Below are 16,101 nucleotides of genomic sequence, written 5' to 3' on the forward strand. Positions count from 1 at the left end.
AGACATTAGAGTATGGCGGCTACTTTTTTATAGTATAGGATAGATGGAAAGGATGTTTTTGAAGAGGCAAAAAGGGGGTTTGTCTTTGAAGAAGGAAAGGTAGGGGCTTGTCTTTGAACTTGGAATAAGCGTTTCTACCCGATCCTGACAATCCTAAAATCCTTCCTTTCTTGGTTCAAGACAAATTCTCCTTCCTGATTAAACAAAGGTTCAAAACAACCTTTCCTTTCAAACCAAGTGTCTAAAATCTAATGTCTTATATCTTATATCTAACCTACAAAAGCGTTGCCTCCACCAAATAAGGAAGCATATCTTTTTGGAAGGAAATAAAGTTTTTGCGGACATCTGCAACGGAAACTGCCGTAAAGGCGAAGGAGAATACGATATTCTTGCTGCATTTAATTAGGAAGGTGAGGCGTTCTTCGGGGATGGTGGCGCTGATGGTTTCATTCTGCATAAAGGAACGCAGCAGCAGAAACTCCAAATCGTCCGAGAGTATCTTGAGGTACTCCTGCGCATTGGCAGACTCCCGGAGGAATTCCCAGCCGACAAACTCATTACAAACCGTATAGGTAACACGGCTGACTTTGAGGATGGTATTCGCCAGAAAGGTTGCCAAATCCTTTTCGTTGACATGCTTGTTCAGGATGTCCGACACATTCTCCTCGATGTAATCCATCAGGACGGCGTGCAGAATAAGTTCCTTGCTAGCAAAATGTTTGTAAAAGGTCGCTTTGGCGATTGAAGCGTTTTTGGCGAGTTCGTTGACACTAGTTTTGTTATAGCCATACTTTCTAAAAAGTTCGCGAGCAGACTTCTTAATTGCTATGACTATTTTATCTTCCATCAACTAGTTTAACGTTTATAAAGTTCTGCCGCCCAGGGTATGGGCAGCAGAAGGTTTGATTTTCTTTTTATTAAATGATCTCTGTTTCAAATTGAGACAAGAAACGAACATCATTTTCCGAGAATAGCCTTAAGTCGCGAATCTCATATTTCAAGTTGGTGATACGTTCGATACCCATACCGAATGCATAACCCGAATATTTCTTGCTGTCGATACCACAGTTCTCCAATACATTTGGATCCACCATACCACAGCCTAAGATTTCTACCCAACCCGATTGCTTACACATCTGGCAGCCGGCACCTTTACAGATCGTACAAGAGATATCCATCTCTGCCGAAGGCTCGGTAAAAGGGAAATAAGAAGGACGGAAACGCACTTTCGTATCATCGCCATACAACTCTTTCACAAAGTGATATAAGGTCTGCTTTAAATCTGCAAATGAAACTTCCTCGTCTACATACAAACCTTCCACCTGATGGAAGAAACAGTGTGCACGAGCAGAAATAGCTTCATTACGATAAACACGCCCAGGCATAATCGCGCGGAATGGAGGTTGTCCATTTTCCATCAATCGAACCTGTACCGAAGAAGTATGCGTACGCAATACCACATCATTACCATCTTGTTTCTTCACAAAGAAAGTATCCTGCATATCACGCGCCGGGTGCTCCGGAGCAAAATTTAATGCCGAGAAGTTATGCCAATCATCTTCAATATCATTACCTTCGGCAACAACGAAACCTAATTTCTTAAAGATCTCCACGATTTCTTTGCGCACTAAGGATAATGGATGTCTTGAACCAAGTTGGAAACCCTCGCCCGGTAAGGTAAGATCGCCTTCCTTTTTACTCTGACCGCTATCCGCTGCATTCTCAAATTGCTCTGAAGCTTCCTTAAATTTGTTTTCAGCTAATTGTTTGAATTCATTCAATACTTTACCCAAAACGCGCTTCTCTTCTGATGAAACGGTTTTGAACTCTTCGAATAAACTCTTTACGATGCCTTTCGACACTAAAAACTTAAGACGGAATGCCTCCACATCTTGCGCCGAATTTGGAGCAAATGCTTCAATCTCTTGGGTATACTGCGTTATTTTATCTTGCAACATGCGCCAAAGATACAGCAATTTTTAAAAAGTTTATGATATGCTCAGGTAATTAATTAGGCAAATGTTAAAATGGCAAGCCATCATTATCATCATTATTCTCCGTAAAATCAACAGATTGTTCTTTTTCAGCTTCAGTGGTAGATGTAGCGGTAGACGATCCTTGTGGATTTTGCGGTTCGAAGTCTGATCGACGTCCTAATAGGTTAAAGCTCTCGGCAACAATTTCGGTCGTATACCGACGGATACCTTCTTTATCTTCATAGGAACGGGTTCTTAATTTCCCCTCGATATAAACCAATTTACCCTTGCTTAGGTACTTTACCGCAACGTCTGCAAGGCCACGCCATAGAACGATATTATGCCACTCCGTTTGCTCAATACGCTTCCCGTCTTTACTAAAGGTCTCGGAAGTTGCCAAGGGAAAACTCGCCACGCTTACATTACCTTCTAAATAACGGATCTCAGGGTCTTTACCTAGATGCCCTACTAAAATTACTTTGTTTACACCAGACATACAATAATCAATAATTTAGGATTAGTTAGCACTAAAAATATCGCTCAACGAAGGAGCTAATCAGTTTATGTTTAGCTAATTTATCTAAATTTTCCAACAAATAATAATTCCAATTGCTTTTTTTCGCTATATCTGTATCGATATTTCCCAACTTATAAAAGCGGGCATAAATATTCTGATGACTAAGGACATGCTTCTGTACCCCCTCTATGGGGATGAGCTGTGCATCACCAAAAATATCACGAAAAGCAGTGGATGCTTGCAATTCGTCAAGCGAGAGCATCGCACTCGTTTCTAACATCGGAAACTCGAAAAGGTTTGTCCAAACATCGCCCTCCGGACGCTGCGACATGAGGATGGCTCCATCACGCTCCGCTAAGAAATAATGGAAATAACGATCGCGACTTTTTTTTCCTTTCAGTTTCTTAGGAAGTTCCCCTTGTAATCCTTGAGCAAACGCAACACAATCGACCTGCAATGGACAAATACTGCAGTCTGGGTTCTTAGGCTTGCATTGCATTGCGCCAAAATCCATCATCGCCTGATTATATTCACCGGGATGCTCCCGATCCAGCATCTCATCAGCAAGCTTGGAAAATAACTTCTTCCCTGCGGTCGAATTGATAGGCTCTTCAATTCCGAAATAACGTGATAAAACCCGGAAAACATTGCCATCTAACACGGCATGTGGGTGATTTTCAGCGAATGAAGCGATCGCTGCAGCAGTATATTCGCCCACTCCGGGCAGCGACAAAAGCTCGATATAATGGGTCGGAAAAACCCCGGCATACAAATCAACAACCTGTTTAGCAGCCTTATGCATATTTCGAGCGCGCGAGTAGTACCCCAAACCCTGCCATAGTCGAAGGATGTTCTCCTCCTCGGCGGCAGCAAATTTTGTTACATTTGGATATTCCTCTACAAATTTAAAAAAATATGGTGTCCCCTGCTCGACTCTCGTCTGCTGGAGGATGATTTCTGAAAGCCAAATAATGTAAGGATTCTTTGTTTCCCGCCATGGTAGTGCTCTTTTATGGTCTTGATACCAATCGAGTATACGTGCTGAAAATGACATAATGCAAAGATGAAAATTATTCTAAGAAACGTTAAGTCTAAAGTTATTAAATGTTAAAAAATCCTTAAATATTTAGGAGTTGCTATAAATTAGCAATTCGACTAGCAGTATTTAGAGAAGTAAAAAGTATGATTAAACAAAAGACTTCCGTTGTTATTCTAGATGCCAACGGAGATTCTGATCGCAAGATCCAGGTTCCTACTTTTATAGTAAAAAACTGGAAAAGAGTTCTTGGCTTGGGCGTTCTATTGATTTGCCTCGCCTGCGGAACTATCGTTTACCTCGCTACGAAAAACACAAGCGAGCGTTACGAAAAAGAGTTAACTCAAAAAGTGAAAGCCCTTGAGGCTGCAAAACAATCGCTAGCAACGGAGGAAGCCTCAAATCAAATGAGTATGGAGCAAGTCCAGAAATCATTTGACGCTATCGATAGTACTCTTAACCAAATTAATGCCAAAATGCGTAAAAGGGGATTAAAAGATATTGCCCCTAAGATAAAAAACGTCGGAGGACCTGTAGAGGAGGAAATAAACTTGGAAGAATTAACCAAGTTTTACAAGAAAGAGTTAAAGAATTTAGACAAGAAATTAGAGGGTATTCCCCTAGGAATTCCTCACCACGGCAAGATTACATCGCGCTTTGGATACCGTCGCAACCCTTTTACCAATAAAGGTAGAGAGATGCACTCGGGCATCGACATCAAAGGAAGATCGGGCGAACCGATTAAAGCGACCGCTGCAGGCAAGGTAGTGCATGCAGGCTACAAAGGCCAGTACGGACGTGTAGTGATTATAGAACACAGCAACGGATGGGAAACAAGATATGCACACCTTTCCAGAACAAATGTTCGCGTAGGACAACGTGTTGAAGCCGGACAAACAATCGGTGGTTTAGGCAATACCGGCCGCTCAACAGGTCCGCATCTGCATTATGAATTGCTAAGCCACGGCACAAAACTGAACCCCGAGAAAACATTAAGATTTTAAGTTAGTCGAAGAATACTAACCACCTATCATAATTTATCAAAAGTAAAAAGCATTGGACAGTAAGTTCAATGCTTTTTTTGTGAATTTACAAGGTCTTTACTCACCTTATCCGCTATCTAGAAATTCGCTCTCACTGAGGTTTCATTATAGAGCCCAAAAATGCCATCTGCTCCAATAATATTGGAATAGAGCGGGCGTACCGTCTGAAATATGGCCTCTCCGAGGGAGCCCAGTTGATCTATTTCCTTTTTAAATCTGGCCAAATCAGGCGACAGATAAGCAAGTGTTACATCTACTTCTTTTGCAAGTTCGGTGGATCCGTCAGCTTTTTTTATCTGTCGATCAAAGCGTTTACTCCCGGTTCTCCCATGCAACGGCTTTCCGTCCGTAAATCTGAATTCTGGAGAAAGAAAGTATGCCGAAAGCCCCTGTTTTGTAGTCTTAACTCCTTTTTCAGCAATCAAGAACGGGTATAGTGCAGTCGCACCAATCCCTTCCTTGGCTGCTCCTTGCGACCAATTCAATGTATACAAAGATGGCAGATTCGGGTTTAATTCTATATTTACATCCGTCAAGACCGGCTTCTCTGGCAAATAACATTTTTCGGAGGTGATCCTTTCCGCCTTTTCTTCCATCAGTATCTCTATGGAGTAAGCAATTCCAAGCTTGGGACTGATGTCTTCTGGGTTAATGACAAAATATCCAACAGAATCGGGGACTTCATTGAATTTGATGATGCGCTCACCTTCTTCCAATAAGAAAACGGAAAGCTTGGGCAGTGCCGGTACAACACCTGGCTGACCTCGCAATGGCCTACTCCACGATACAACAGCCTCTCCTCCCGAAATAGTTCCTACAGACGACAATACGATCAGGCGAGGACTATATGCAGGGAACTCAAACGGAATAGTCGTTTTATGGTCTGTACATCCAACGAATGAAACCGCTACGCCTATGACGATCCATATATCTCTACAAAACTTTCGTAGCATCATAGTTCAGTTATTGTATTAAAGTTCAAATCCGATATTGAAGGAAGGCATGATAGGGAACATCCCTGTGACTTCCAACTTTCCGGGAATATCCGAAGGCTGTGCGAAGAAGGGATTTACCCGATTATAGACATTATAAAGACCTATCCCAAACCATCTTGTATTCCCCTTTCTAGTCTTCCATTTCCGTTCAATATTGACATCCAGCCGATGGAAGGCCGGCAGGCGCATATTGTTAAGATTCCCCATAATAGGAAAGCCCGATCTCCATTCTTCTATTTCGGTCATACTTGTAGGCATTGTGAATGGTCTTCCCGTCTTATAGGTCCAGCTTCCTGAGAGCCTGTAACCCTTTCCAAAATTGTACATCATCAGAAAGTTAACATAGTTCCTAAAATCAAAATCCGAATTGAACCAATTTCCTTGATTCAGTGACCCGAACATAGACTGGGACTTGGCATAGGTATAGGATAATGAACCGTGCAGCTTTCCTGTAGTCTTCTGCAAAAGAACTTCTACCCCATAGGTCCTCATTCTTCCACCCCGATGAAGGAAGTCATTATATTCTACCACATCTTTCTCAAAATCAGTAGAGGGTGCAAATTTGACAACATCGGACTGATCCTTAAGGAAGAGTTCGATGGACATGTTGTCCAATAAGCCTTTTGGATTACGAAAATATCCGATTGACCATTGCTTGGACAATGACGGAGCTAAGATACCGTCATTTGCTATATAAAACTCCCTAAAACGCCCCATATCGTCCGTAAAGCCTAACAGCATAGCGCTCTGACGCTGCATATTAAAAGCGGCGTTAATTGTCGACCTATCATCGAGCTCATAGGTCAGAAGGATCTTCGGTTCCGATAGCCAAGTGCCAGACCGTTCATGCCCATATCTGGAAATCCTGATGCCTGAATTGACTCGGAACCGCTCAGTCATTCTGTACGAAAAATCTGCCGACAGCGCTGTATTGTCAACATCGCGCGTATCCATATCCCGGTAATAATCACTGATTATCCCTCCGTCAACTGCTTCCCCCCGCCTCAGGTAGATCCCGTATTGAAATTCTTCCCGCTCTATACCGTAATTTAAGTCTAGCGCGTCACTAACCTGTGTCTTCCCATGGATATTAAATTTGATGGAACGGACACTGTTACCGGATATACTGGAAACCTCGATGCTATTTTTGTCCATTCCGCCGAAGTCCGACCCATCATTGGTTTTCGAATAGATATCGTAGAAGTGTCTATAATTGGAATAACTGGCATGTGCATTCAGCGAAGTGGTCGGTACGAGATTAATCCTGTAATTTAGTGCGAGAAGCTCATTTTTGACACCATATTTATCTTCTGATAGCTCATTGTACGATGGATAGTTTTCTAAAAAAGAATGTCTATCGCGTCCAAGCAGTGCGGTGAGGGAAATATGCTGTTTATCAGACAAACGGCCATCCAGTCGCATGGTCAAGTCCTGCGAGACAAGATTTCCAATATCACCAGTACGGTCGCCTCTTCGTATTTTCCTTGCTATAGCGCCGGTTGCCAGATCAACAATTGTTCTGCGCATCCCTACGTGATAGCTCAATCGATCCTTAATCAGGGGTCCGCTAGCACTGAACTTGGGCGAAATCAGGCTAAACTGAAAAGATTGATGATGCTCTTTGTAATTTCCTTCCTTCGTCCGTATGTCCAGCACGGAAGATAGGCGGCCTCCAAATTTGGATGGCCAGTAGTTCTTATAAAAATCTACCCCTCCGACGAGCTCTGGCTGAAACATAGAAATATATCCGCCGATATGGTTCACGTTCAACATCGTAGCTCCATCAAGCAGGATCTGGTTCTGGTCCTGCTCGCCTCCGCGCACAAAGAGATGCGAATATCCCTCCTTTCCATCTGTAACGCCCGGCAGGAACGTTAAGCCTTTTAATATGTCAGGTTCCCCCAGAAAAGATGGGGTAGCCGTTAAAAAAGGGAGTGAAACGCGGTTTACACCAAGAGCAGCTTTTTTATTAAACGGTTGGTCAGCATAGACCTCAACTATATTTAGCTCCAATGAGGACAGTCTCACATATATCTGCTTGTGATCCGCAGACACTTCAATAATCGTATCCCGATATGAAACATGCGAGATGGAAAGCCGTGTTTTATCGGAAACCGTAGTCAAGCAATTTCCACCGACATCCGTTGTCCGGGTTATACCTGTTTCCAGGTTAGTCACATTTGCGTTTTCGATCGGAACTCCGCTACGGGTGTCGCTCACATTAATAACAATCTTAACTTGGGCTCTAAGCTTAGGCGGATTAATAAAAAATAATATAGCAAGGAAGGATGCTATAAAAAAGAAGTGCCCAGATCTTATCATTTTAGATAATAACGTGTATTCAGCCTGACACCCATTTCCCTGAATTTAAAATCATCCTTTGAGGTGGCAGGATTAATATTCAATCTCGGGGTTATGTCCGTAAAGGCGTCCAGGTCTATCCTCAACTGCTCATTGATAGGTGCAAATACACCGATATGGGCGCCGAGCTGAAACGGATGTTGATATTTTGCTGTATAATAAGATAGACCCATTGCCCTACCCAAACTTCCATAAGGAAACTCGCTATCGGTGATATTCGAGGAGAACTGATAATACAGGTCAGCCCCAACTTTAAACCCTATGTATTCGAATGGGAGGTAAGTAATAGATACTGGCATATGAAGTGCCCAATACCGAAAATTCTTTGTTTTTCCGAATTCGGGCAACATATCCCGATAAAAACTGGAAAGCTCCCCCTTACGGTCAAGCAATTCCGCCGTCAACCCGAAACCTGCACTTTGCACGTTTAAGCCCACATCCCATCCAATGATACCATCTTGCTCAAATGTCCCCGAAAGTCCGGCTCCCCCGTTGATCAGAATACCGGGCTTACTGTTCAGCTGATAATCGATTGAAGCATCAGCTTCCCTGACACTATATTGGAGATCAGCAAATGACGTATTAAAACCCCGAACTGTGGTTGCTCCAGCACCGGCACTTACATAACATTTAGGTTTATTTTGGGCTGATGCTAAGTTGCAAAACAGTAGACCAATTGCTGATAAGAATAAAACTAATGAGCGGCTATTTTCCATAATCACACTGTTATCTAAACGTTAATTAAACTAATTAATTATTACGCATATCAAAACTAACTAAATAGCTTCTATTAGCAAAATATTTTTTCTCTATTTTGGGAAATAACCTTAATCCAAACGAAAAGACATCTTCTTCCATCCAAGAGTTTTCAAGAACTCAGTATTATTTGATTCAACAGAAAGATGAAACTTCTACACCCCTTCTTCAACACAGTCCCCTTTTAAACCCAATGATAACCCAATACAAACCCAAATCAAACCCCATTTGAAAGGGCTTTGATATGGGTTTGATACGAGTTTGATTAAAGCAACATCAGAACAAGATTTATACTGAATACAATAAATCTTTACACAGGGTTTGCTTTAAAAAAGAAAATCATGAGGGCTTTAATCGGCTTAGCCTCGCATTGTTAATAAATAATGAATTATCCCTTTTGAAGAATCAAAAAAAACAGGGATTTTTGAAAAATAATTCACAACAACATGAAATTAGCTACAGTTTTCACCTTGCTATGTCTAATCGGACATTTAGCTTTCGCTCAAGAAGAAGAAACCATTTCCATTGACGAATTAGAAGTAACGAACGACATCGAGCTCGGTGCTGGCTATATTGCTTATCATGACTCCACGAACTTCAGTTATGGTCTAAAAACAGAGGACGGCCGTGTGTTGACTCAGCCTATTTACTCGTCTGTTGGAGAGTACATCGATGGAACATTCATCGTTGTTACCGAAGACTACAAATATGGCATCATCGATACGACAGCAAATTTCACGGTTCCCTTGGAATATGATGAATTACAATTCGACCCCGCTGTCAATGCTTACATATATGCTAAGGATGGTCAATCGGGCTTGATGGATAAGCAGGGCAAGAAACTATGGAAGGTCAGCTATACGTCGCTTTCACCTTTCATTGATGCATATGCCGTGTATTCAGAGGGCGACAAATTTGGCTTGGTGGATCAGTCTGGTAAAGTCGTCGTTCCTGCTGCTTATGAAAGTATTATGCAGTTTGACCCCAAATACTATGTTGTATTAGCTGGCTCAGACATGCAGGTCTATACGATCAAAGATCAGAAGCTTCTTGTAGGGGGCTTCCAATACCTATTCCTTGCCGATGTAGACGATCTATTTGTTGCTAGCCGAGATGGCCTGAGCTACGGATATATCAATGGTAAAGGAGAGACAGTCATTCCATTTAATTACAGCTTTGCGGGGCAATTTGTTGACGGTTATGCTAATGTGGTTAAAACGGGAGAAGACGAGATGATCTACATCAACCAAAAAGGTGAGGAAGTGAAGCCTGATGTGAACTACTAAGTCGGATGGAATATAAGATTCACACCCTACACCGAGGTAAGTTTATCTGGATACTCCTTGGCGGACTATTCGCCGCAGGCTACATCCTGTCTTTCTTCGAACTGCGCGAGCTGATCAAGATTATTGCATTGTTATTCTGTATCCCCGCCATTATGTTTCTGGGTGCAAAGCTCAGCTATCAAAATTCTACATGGACGATCGATGGCAACCGCCTGATCATTGAGAAGGCTGGTAAGACTTCGGAAGTGGCGATAGACCAAATCGAATACATCAAAAATCATATGCGCTCGGGCGGCAATCTATTAGCGATTTACCGCAAGGGCAAATCCACTCCGATGCGGGTTTGGAGAAACAAATTATTCGTCAATACCGATCAGTTCGACGAACTTACGGCTCGCCTTCGCGAGCTGGGCATCGAGTTTGTCATTGCCTAAACTTAAAGGTATCGGGATTGCTACATGGATAGCTAATTAATCAATCAAACATTTTTGTATTTTTGGGGTTATGAAACTTAAATTTTCGATAACCCTTCTATTCTTAACGGTAGTATCGCTTGTTGGATTTGCACAGCGTAAAGGCTACTGGCAACAAGGCGTTGACTATACAATGGATATTGATGTCAATGAAAAGACTTTTCAGTATGATGGAAAGATGACCTTGAAATACAGCAATAACTCCGGTCAGTCCTTAAACAAAGTGTATTTCCATCTTTATTTTAATGCCTTCCAACCGGGGAGCATGATGGACGAGCGCTTAAAGGTGATTCCTGATCCGGATCGTCGGATGATGCAGAATATCGGCAGCAAAGAGAAACCGCAGCTACAAAGCAGAATATCGACTTTAAAACCTAACCAGATCGGTTACCAGAAAATCAAAACTGTAAAGTTCAACGGTCAGGACGCGACCTTCAAAGAAGACGGTACGATTCTGGAAGTGACGCTTCCATCCGCAATTGCCGACAACAGCACTGCAACATTCGAGCTGACATGGGAGGCGCAGGTGCCTGAGCAAATCCGCCGTAGCGGACGTAACTCGGCTGAGGGCGTTGCTTTCTCCATGACCCAATGGTATCCTAAGATGGCACATTTTGACGAGTTCGGATGGCATTTGGACGAGTATATAGGTCGCGAATTCGTTGCTCCCTTCGGGAAATTCGATGTAACCATCCACATCAATAAAGACTATGTAATCGGTTCATCCGGCAAATTGCAGAACCCATCGGAAGTGAAGGGCTATGTAAAGAATGCCAAAGTAAAAACAAAGAACAATAAAGCTTCATGGCATTATAAAGCGGAGAACATCCATGATTTCGCCTGGGCTGCAGATACTAAGTTTGTGGTAGACTCGGCGAAGTCCAAAGCTGGTATCACGGTTTACACCGTATTCTTACCTACGGATGCGACCATCGTTTCGAATTGGAAAACAGCATTAGGTATGGCGACAGATTTCTTTGATTTCACAGGCACAAAATTCGGCGCCTATCCATGGCCTACTTATACCATAGTTCAAGGTGGCGATGGCGGAATGGAATATGGAACCGCGACCCTGGTTACAGGGGGCAGAGATTTGAAAGGCTTAGTGGGCGTTATTTTCCATGAGGCGGCACACTCCTGGTATCAGCATTTGTTCGGCATCAACGAAACCGTAGACGAGTGGTTTGATGAAGGTTTCACCAGCTATATAGAAGACCTGGCCTATCAGGAATTATTCTTGAGACCAACAGCAAAAGCGCTTAATCCAATTGGTGCGGCATATAACTCGTATTATAGACTTGCACTTTCGGGCAAAGAAGAACCCATGAGCCTACTGGCCGATTATTACAATACGAACTTTGCATACAGTACCCAAGCTTACAGTAAAGGGGCGGTATTGGCAGAGCAATTAGGCTATATCATCGGGAAAGAAAACTTGCACAAGACTTTTCTTGCCTTCTACGACAAATGGAAGTTCAAGCATCCGACGCCAAATGATTTCAAGCGCACGGCAGAAGAGATTTCTGGTATCAATCTAAAATGGTATTTCAACTTATTCTTAAATACAACGCGCAAGATAGACTACGGTATTTCGAATGTCTCAGATAATGCGGTAACCATCCGTAATAACTCTGATTTTGCGATGCCTATTGATGTGTTGGTGACTTATACCGACGGTAGCAAAGAGCTTTTCTACATTCCGCTACGCGAAATGCGCGGCGAGAAACCTGCGGAAGAATCATACGATATTTACCAAGGCGTTAAACGCACCGTATTGACCGACTGGTTCTGGACAAAACCAAGCTACACAATCTCACTTCCGAAGAAAGCAAAAGAGGTAGTAATCGATCCTACGCAGCGCCTGGCTGATGTAAAACAAGATGATAACGTGTATAAGCCCTAACAGGCCTACGATATAAATATTCCAATATAAAAAGGCTGCTAGATTTAAAATCTGGCAGCCTTTGTTGTAAAATGCTGATGGCTTTTTGTTCGCCCTATCCTTCAGATGCGAAGGGAAGCGATCCTTGCTGTTTGCCCTATTCGACTGCGAAGAAGGCATTCAATTCGTTCAGTGTTTCGGGTGTTTTTGGGGAGTCTTTGACCAGCACACCCTTGTTTAATGCGATAATGCGATCGGCAGTATCCACCGTATGGGACAAGTCGTGGCTAGAGATCAATAGCGTCACTTTATGTTCTTGTTTCAATTTATTCAGGAGGTTCTTCAAACGGAACTGCGTTGTTGGGTCTAAGTTGGCGAAGGGCTCATCTAAAATTACTAATTCAGGTTCACCGATCAAGGCGCCGATAATTCCTACTTTCTTTTGATTTCCTTTGGAAAGGTCTCGAATGAAAACCTTTTTGTTTAAGACTTCACCATTAAAGAATTCCTCAAACTGTGATACGAAGGCATCGACATCAACTTTGTTCATGCCCCGAAGCTCCCCCAGAAAATAGAAATACTCGTTGGGGCTCAGGTACCCAATCAGGAAGCTCTCATCGATAAATGCGGTACTAAACTTTTTCCATGCCCCATTTCCCTGTACTTGCTCTCCCTTCAGCTTCACAAAACCCGAATCGGGTTGTATCAGATCCAATATCAAACTAAATAACGTAGTTTTCCCAGCCCCGTTATTCCCTACTAATCCTATGCTTTCCCCTTCCTTGATATATAATTGCGGAATATTTAAAACCTGTACTCCGTTGTAATGCTTGCTTAAATTTTGTATTTCGATCATAACCTGATGTTGTTATCAATTTTATTGTTAATTATTTACTTCTCTAAATCCCTTTAACATGTCGTACTTCTTGGTTTCATAGCGCTGCGAAATGCTGTTCAGCAATTGATTTTTCAATGCAAAGCCAATGATGCCGACAATCGCAAGGACGACATTCGCCATCTGAATACCTAACGTCATTTTGGCGATGCCCCATATCAGGATTGGGATAGCCAACAGGGGTATTCCGACTAACCACTGTGCCGCGCCAATCCCTTGATAATTCAAGAAACTCGCGTTATCCAAATCGATGCGTTTTCTGTTCATGGAACCGAAATACAATATAAGCGGCACGTTGATGCCGAGATTGTAAACCGCACATGCTATATTGGTCCAAAGGATATTCCATCCGAAATATAGATAGGGCGTGCTTAACATGGTCAGGATACCCACCGACAGGTACATGAGGATGGCTTTGGACTCCAGGTATTGTTTCATCGTAATGTTCTGGCTCATCAATAAGGGATAGTAAGAGCTATCCCAGGCGGGAATAAATTGTCCAAAGTTGATGATGAAAATACCAGAGAGAAATATTCCGACAAATGAAATCATACTGGAATCGATAAGCTTTGGGTTGGTATAAAAGAATAGTCCGTAGGCGAGGAATAAGACACAGACGAGCAGTACATTTCTGGCGCGTTTTGCTCGCCACAGCAGTTTTAGATCTAATTGTAGGTAGGGCGCGAGTTCTCCGAAACGGCTTGTCCAAGATAAATCGGATGATTTGAATTCGGTTTTTGTCTGCTGTAAGTAGGCATCCAAATACATATTCTGCTTAATATTGTTAAAGAGCAGGCGGTAAACAATTGCGACAAGAACAATCGGGATGATGGCAAGGATTGGCAGGCTCAACACTTGGTTTAAGAAGTACCCAAATAAATCGCTAATGGAAAAAATCTTAAAGTAATCTAACGCCACCAAGATTAAAATAATCAGGATGAACGGCAAAACCCTTTTAAAATTAGCGTTGAAGTTCTTGCTAATATACAGGGCTAAGAAATTGATCAGGTATTCCAAGGCGACTACAGCAATGAACCAACCAATCATTTGCAGTGGAGCAAACACAGCTAAGTTCAGCGTGAACAAGGTATAGGGTATGATTGCCGCAAGAAAAAGTAGATTCCAGAAGGAATAGATGGTTTTCATCAACGAATAATGCACCACCGTTCCTCGATTAATATCGAGCAATAAAAGCGGCTTCACATTCAATAGCGGTAAATTTTGAAATATGATACGCATAATAAAACTTAAGCAGTACCATACTAAAATAAACTTATTGACCATGTGGATCGGTTCGTCTTCTGGGAATGCTTCCTTCAATAGTGGGTGAAGTGCAGCACCAAAAACAAAGAAGGAGGAAAGAAAGTAGAGGGCGAGAAATCCGAGGAATAGTTTAATGGCAAGGCCCTTTCCAAACCCCGCAGACCGGAAAAATGACTTCCACTCTAGTGCTAGTAGTCTTGTGAACATATAATTGATTAATGCTTAATTACACGGAATAGTCAGTATCGGTAAATCATACTGATGCTTTCTAATGTGGAAAATAAGAAAAAACTTTTGTTTTTGGATGTACTGTTTTTTATCCGATCAGTTGCTAAATGGGGAGGTATTAATTTTCTAAAGCTATTTTCAAGAGGTCATATTCTGCTTGCCAAATATCTTTTCTTGCCTGATTATAACTTGCATGGGCTTGCATAAGCTCTGTTAATAAGAGGCGACCCGCGTGAAACGCCTTTTCTTTGGTCTCTTTGTTTTCCAATGCTAATTGGTCGATACGCTGATAAGCGGCTAATTTCTTTTCCGCCGCCTGCACTTTTACGGCCTTTTGCTGGCTTTGAATGTTATCGTTCAATTGTTCTTCTTCTAATTGAAGGCTGGTCAATTGCTGCTGCAGGATATTCTTCTTTAGGCTCGGTTGCATCGTAAAGTAGCTGCTCAGTGGAATGCGCAAAGCGAGGTTTACAAAACTATTTCCAAACCAGTCGGAGCCCCGGTCGAGACGGAATTCGTTGCTATAGAGCTGCTCGCCTAAATAGGCATTGAGCTTAAGTGTAGGCAAAAGCTCTTTTTTTAGCGACCGCTGCTGCAACTCATTCATCTGCTGGTCGAGCTTCAACGTTTCAAGATCGTAATTGTAAAGTTGTAAAGCTTGGATAAACTGTCGGATATCCTGCATATTTGAACTCAGCACCTTCGTCGTGTCCAGATCTTGATATCGCCCTAGCTCTAAATCAGAGTCCAGCAGGACTGACCATGCTTCATAAAGCGCTATTCGCTTGCGCTCGAGTTCTTGTTGTGCCTGTACGTATTCAGATGTCCCTTCTCTCCCCTCCTCGTATCTGGATTTAACTACGGCGAGTATCTTCTGATAGGCGATGGAATCTTCTACGGCTAATGCATATTGTTCGCTGGCCAGTACGACTGCAGCATAAGCTAAGGTTGCATTCTTTTTCCATTGTTCAGTCTGTCGTGCCTGTTCTATCGTCGATTTGTTGATTTCTATTTGTTTTTGTTGCTCCGCGACGCTACGCTTAGGGTCGAAAATATCCCATTCCATCTGTACACCGACCTTCGAAGACCATTTGGTTGCGAACTTAAGCGGGATAATGGCGCCGTCAGGCGCTGTTGGATCGAAAGCTATTGCCGGGACAGGCGTTGTCGGGATAATGATATTATGCTGCAGATTGGCATCAATATAGAATACAGGTATGCGCGTTCTTTTCTGTTCGCTTAATTCTTCTTGTTTAATGGCTGTTTCAACTTGTCGTTGCTGCAAGCCCTTGTTCTTGCTCATCTCGCCCCACAACTGTTCGATGCTCAAGGATTGTGCAGCGACCCAAACAGGTAAAATCAGCAATATGATAGATACAATCTTCTTCAT

General features: G+C 42.5%; 14 protein-coding genes. 4 read left to right on the forward strand and 10 right to left on the reverse strand.

What is annotated here, in order from left to right:
* Window positions 1-274: 274 nt before the first annotated feature.
* The 4 genes from QYC40_RS16500 to mutY form a co-directional block, all read right to left on the reverse strand.
* The gene (locus QYC40_RS16500) at window positions 275-850 is read right to left on the reverse strand and encodes a TetR/AcrR family transcriptional regulator (protein ID WP_260041017.1); all 576 of its coding nucleotides are present in this window, start codon (window positions 848-850) and stop codon (window positions 275-277) included.
* A 67-nt stretch (window positions 851-917) separates the two neighbouring features.
* A complete protein-coding gene (pheS, locus tag QYC40_RS16505; RefSeq protein WP_301991287.1) occupies window positions 918-1,958 on the reverse strand; it encodes a phenylalanine--tRNA ligase subunit alpha in 1,041 nt (346 codons plus the stop codon).
* Window positions 1,959-2,022: 64 nt separating this feature from the next.
* Window positions 2,023-2,472: a single-stranded DNA-binding protein gene (locus tag QYC40_RS16510; RefSeq protein WP_301991288.1), complete on the reverse strand. Its 450-nt coding sequence runs from the start codon at window positions 2,470-2,472 to the stop codon at window positions 2,023-2,025.
* Window positions 2,473-2,503: 31 nt separating this feature from the next.
* Window positions 2,504-3,547 carry an A/G-specific adenine glycosylase gene (gene mutY / locus QYC40_RS16515; RefSeq protein WP_301991289.1) on the reverse strand — a complete coding sequence of 348 codons (1,044 nt, stop codon included), beginning with the start codon at window positions 3,545-3,547 and terminating at the stop codon, window positions 2,504-2,506.
* A gap of 128 nt (window positions 3,548-3,675) precedes the next feature.
* On the opposite strand from mutY, the gene QYC40_RS16520 reads away from it, so the two are divergent.
* Entirely contained in the window at window positions 3,676-4,533 is an 858-nt protein-coding gene (locus QYC40_RS16520) for a M23 family metallopeptidase (protein WP_301991290.1), read from the forward strand.
* 116 nt (window positions 4,534-4,649) lie between these two features.
* On the opposite strand, the gene QYC40_RS16525 is transcribed toward QYC40_RS16520, so the two are convergent.
* From QYC40_RS16525 to QYC40_RS16535, 3 genes are all read right to left on the reverse strand, one after another.
* Window positions 4,650-5,528, reverse strand: coding sequence for a DUF4249 family protein (locus tag QYC40_RS16525; RefSeq protein WP_301991291.1), 879 nt, complete (start codon window positions 5,526-5,528; stop codon window positions 4,650-4,652).
* Window positions 5,529-5,543: 15 nt separating this feature from the next.
* Window positions 5,544-7,787, reverse strand: coding sequence for a TonB-dependent siderophore receptor (locus QYC40_RS16530; protein ID WP_301991292.1), 2,244 nt, complete (start codon window positions 7,785-7,787; stop codon window positions 5,544-5,546).
* 98 nt (window positions 7,788-7,885) lie between these two features.
* A complete protein-coding gene (locus QYC40_RS16535; RefSeq protein WP_301991293.1) occupies window positions 7,886-8,644 on the reverse strand; it encodes a hypothetical protein in 759 nt (252 codons plus the stop codon).
* A 486-nt stretch (window positions 8,645-9,130) separates the two neighbouring features.
* On the opposite strand from QYC40_RS16535, the gene QYC40_RS16540 reads away from it, so the two are divergent.
* From QYC40_RS16540 to QYC40_RS16550, 3 genes are all read left to right on the forward strand, one after another.
* Window positions 9,131-9,970, forward strand: coding sequence for a WG repeat-containing protein (locus tag QYC40_RS16540; protein WP_301991294.1), 840 nt, complete (start codon window positions 9,131-9,133; stop codon window positions 9,968-9,970).
* A 5-nt stretch (window positions 9,971-9,975) separates the two neighbouring features.
* Window positions 9,976-10,404 carry a hypothetical protein gene (locus QYC40_RS16545; RefSeq protein ID WP_301991295.1) on the forward strand — a complete coding sequence of 143 codons (429 nt, stop codon included), beginning with the start codon at window positions 9,976-9,978 and terminating at the stop codon, window positions 10,402-10,404.
* A 70-nt stretch (window positions 10,405-10,474) separates the two neighbouring features.
* Window positions 10,475-12,346 (forward strand): M1 family metallopeptidase, encoded by a 1,872-nt coding sequence (locus QYC40_RS16550; protein ID WP_301991296.1) that lies wholly within the window; start codon window positions 10,475-10,477, stop codon window positions 12,344-12,346.
* A gap of 136 nt (window positions 12,347-12,482) precedes the next feature.
* Here the strand turns inward: QYC40_RS16550 and QYC40_RS16555 are convergent, their stop codons facing one another.
* The 3 genes from QYC40_RS16555 to QYC40_RS16565 all read right to left on the reverse strand — a co-directional run bounded on the left by QYC40_RS16555 (window position 12,483) and on the right by QYC40_RS16565 (window position 16,101).
* A complete protein-coding gene (locus QYC40_RS16555; RefSeq protein ID WP_301991297.1) occupies window positions 12,483-13,181 on the reverse strand; it encodes an ABC transporter ATP-binding protein in 699 nt (232 codons plus the stop codon).
* A gap of 27 nt (window positions 13,182-13,208) precedes the next feature.
* Window positions 13,209-14,690 (reverse strand): DUF5687 family protein, encoded by a 1,482-nt coding sequence (locus tag QYC40_RS16560; RefSeq protein ID WP_301991298.1) that lies wholly within the window; start codon window positions 14,688-14,690, stop codon window positions 13,209-13,211.
* Between the two features lie 139 nt (window positions 14,691-14,829).
* Entirely contained in the window at window positions 14,830-16,101 is a 1,272-nt protein-coding gene (locus QYC40_RS16565; RefSeq protein ID WP_301991300.1) for a TolC family protein, read from the reverse strand.

It is taken from the genome of Sphingobacterium sp. BN32 (genome assembly GCF_030503615.1).
Taxonomy (GTDB): Bacteria; Bacteroidota; Bacteroidia; order Sphingobacteriales; family Sphingobacteriaceae; genus Sphingobacterium.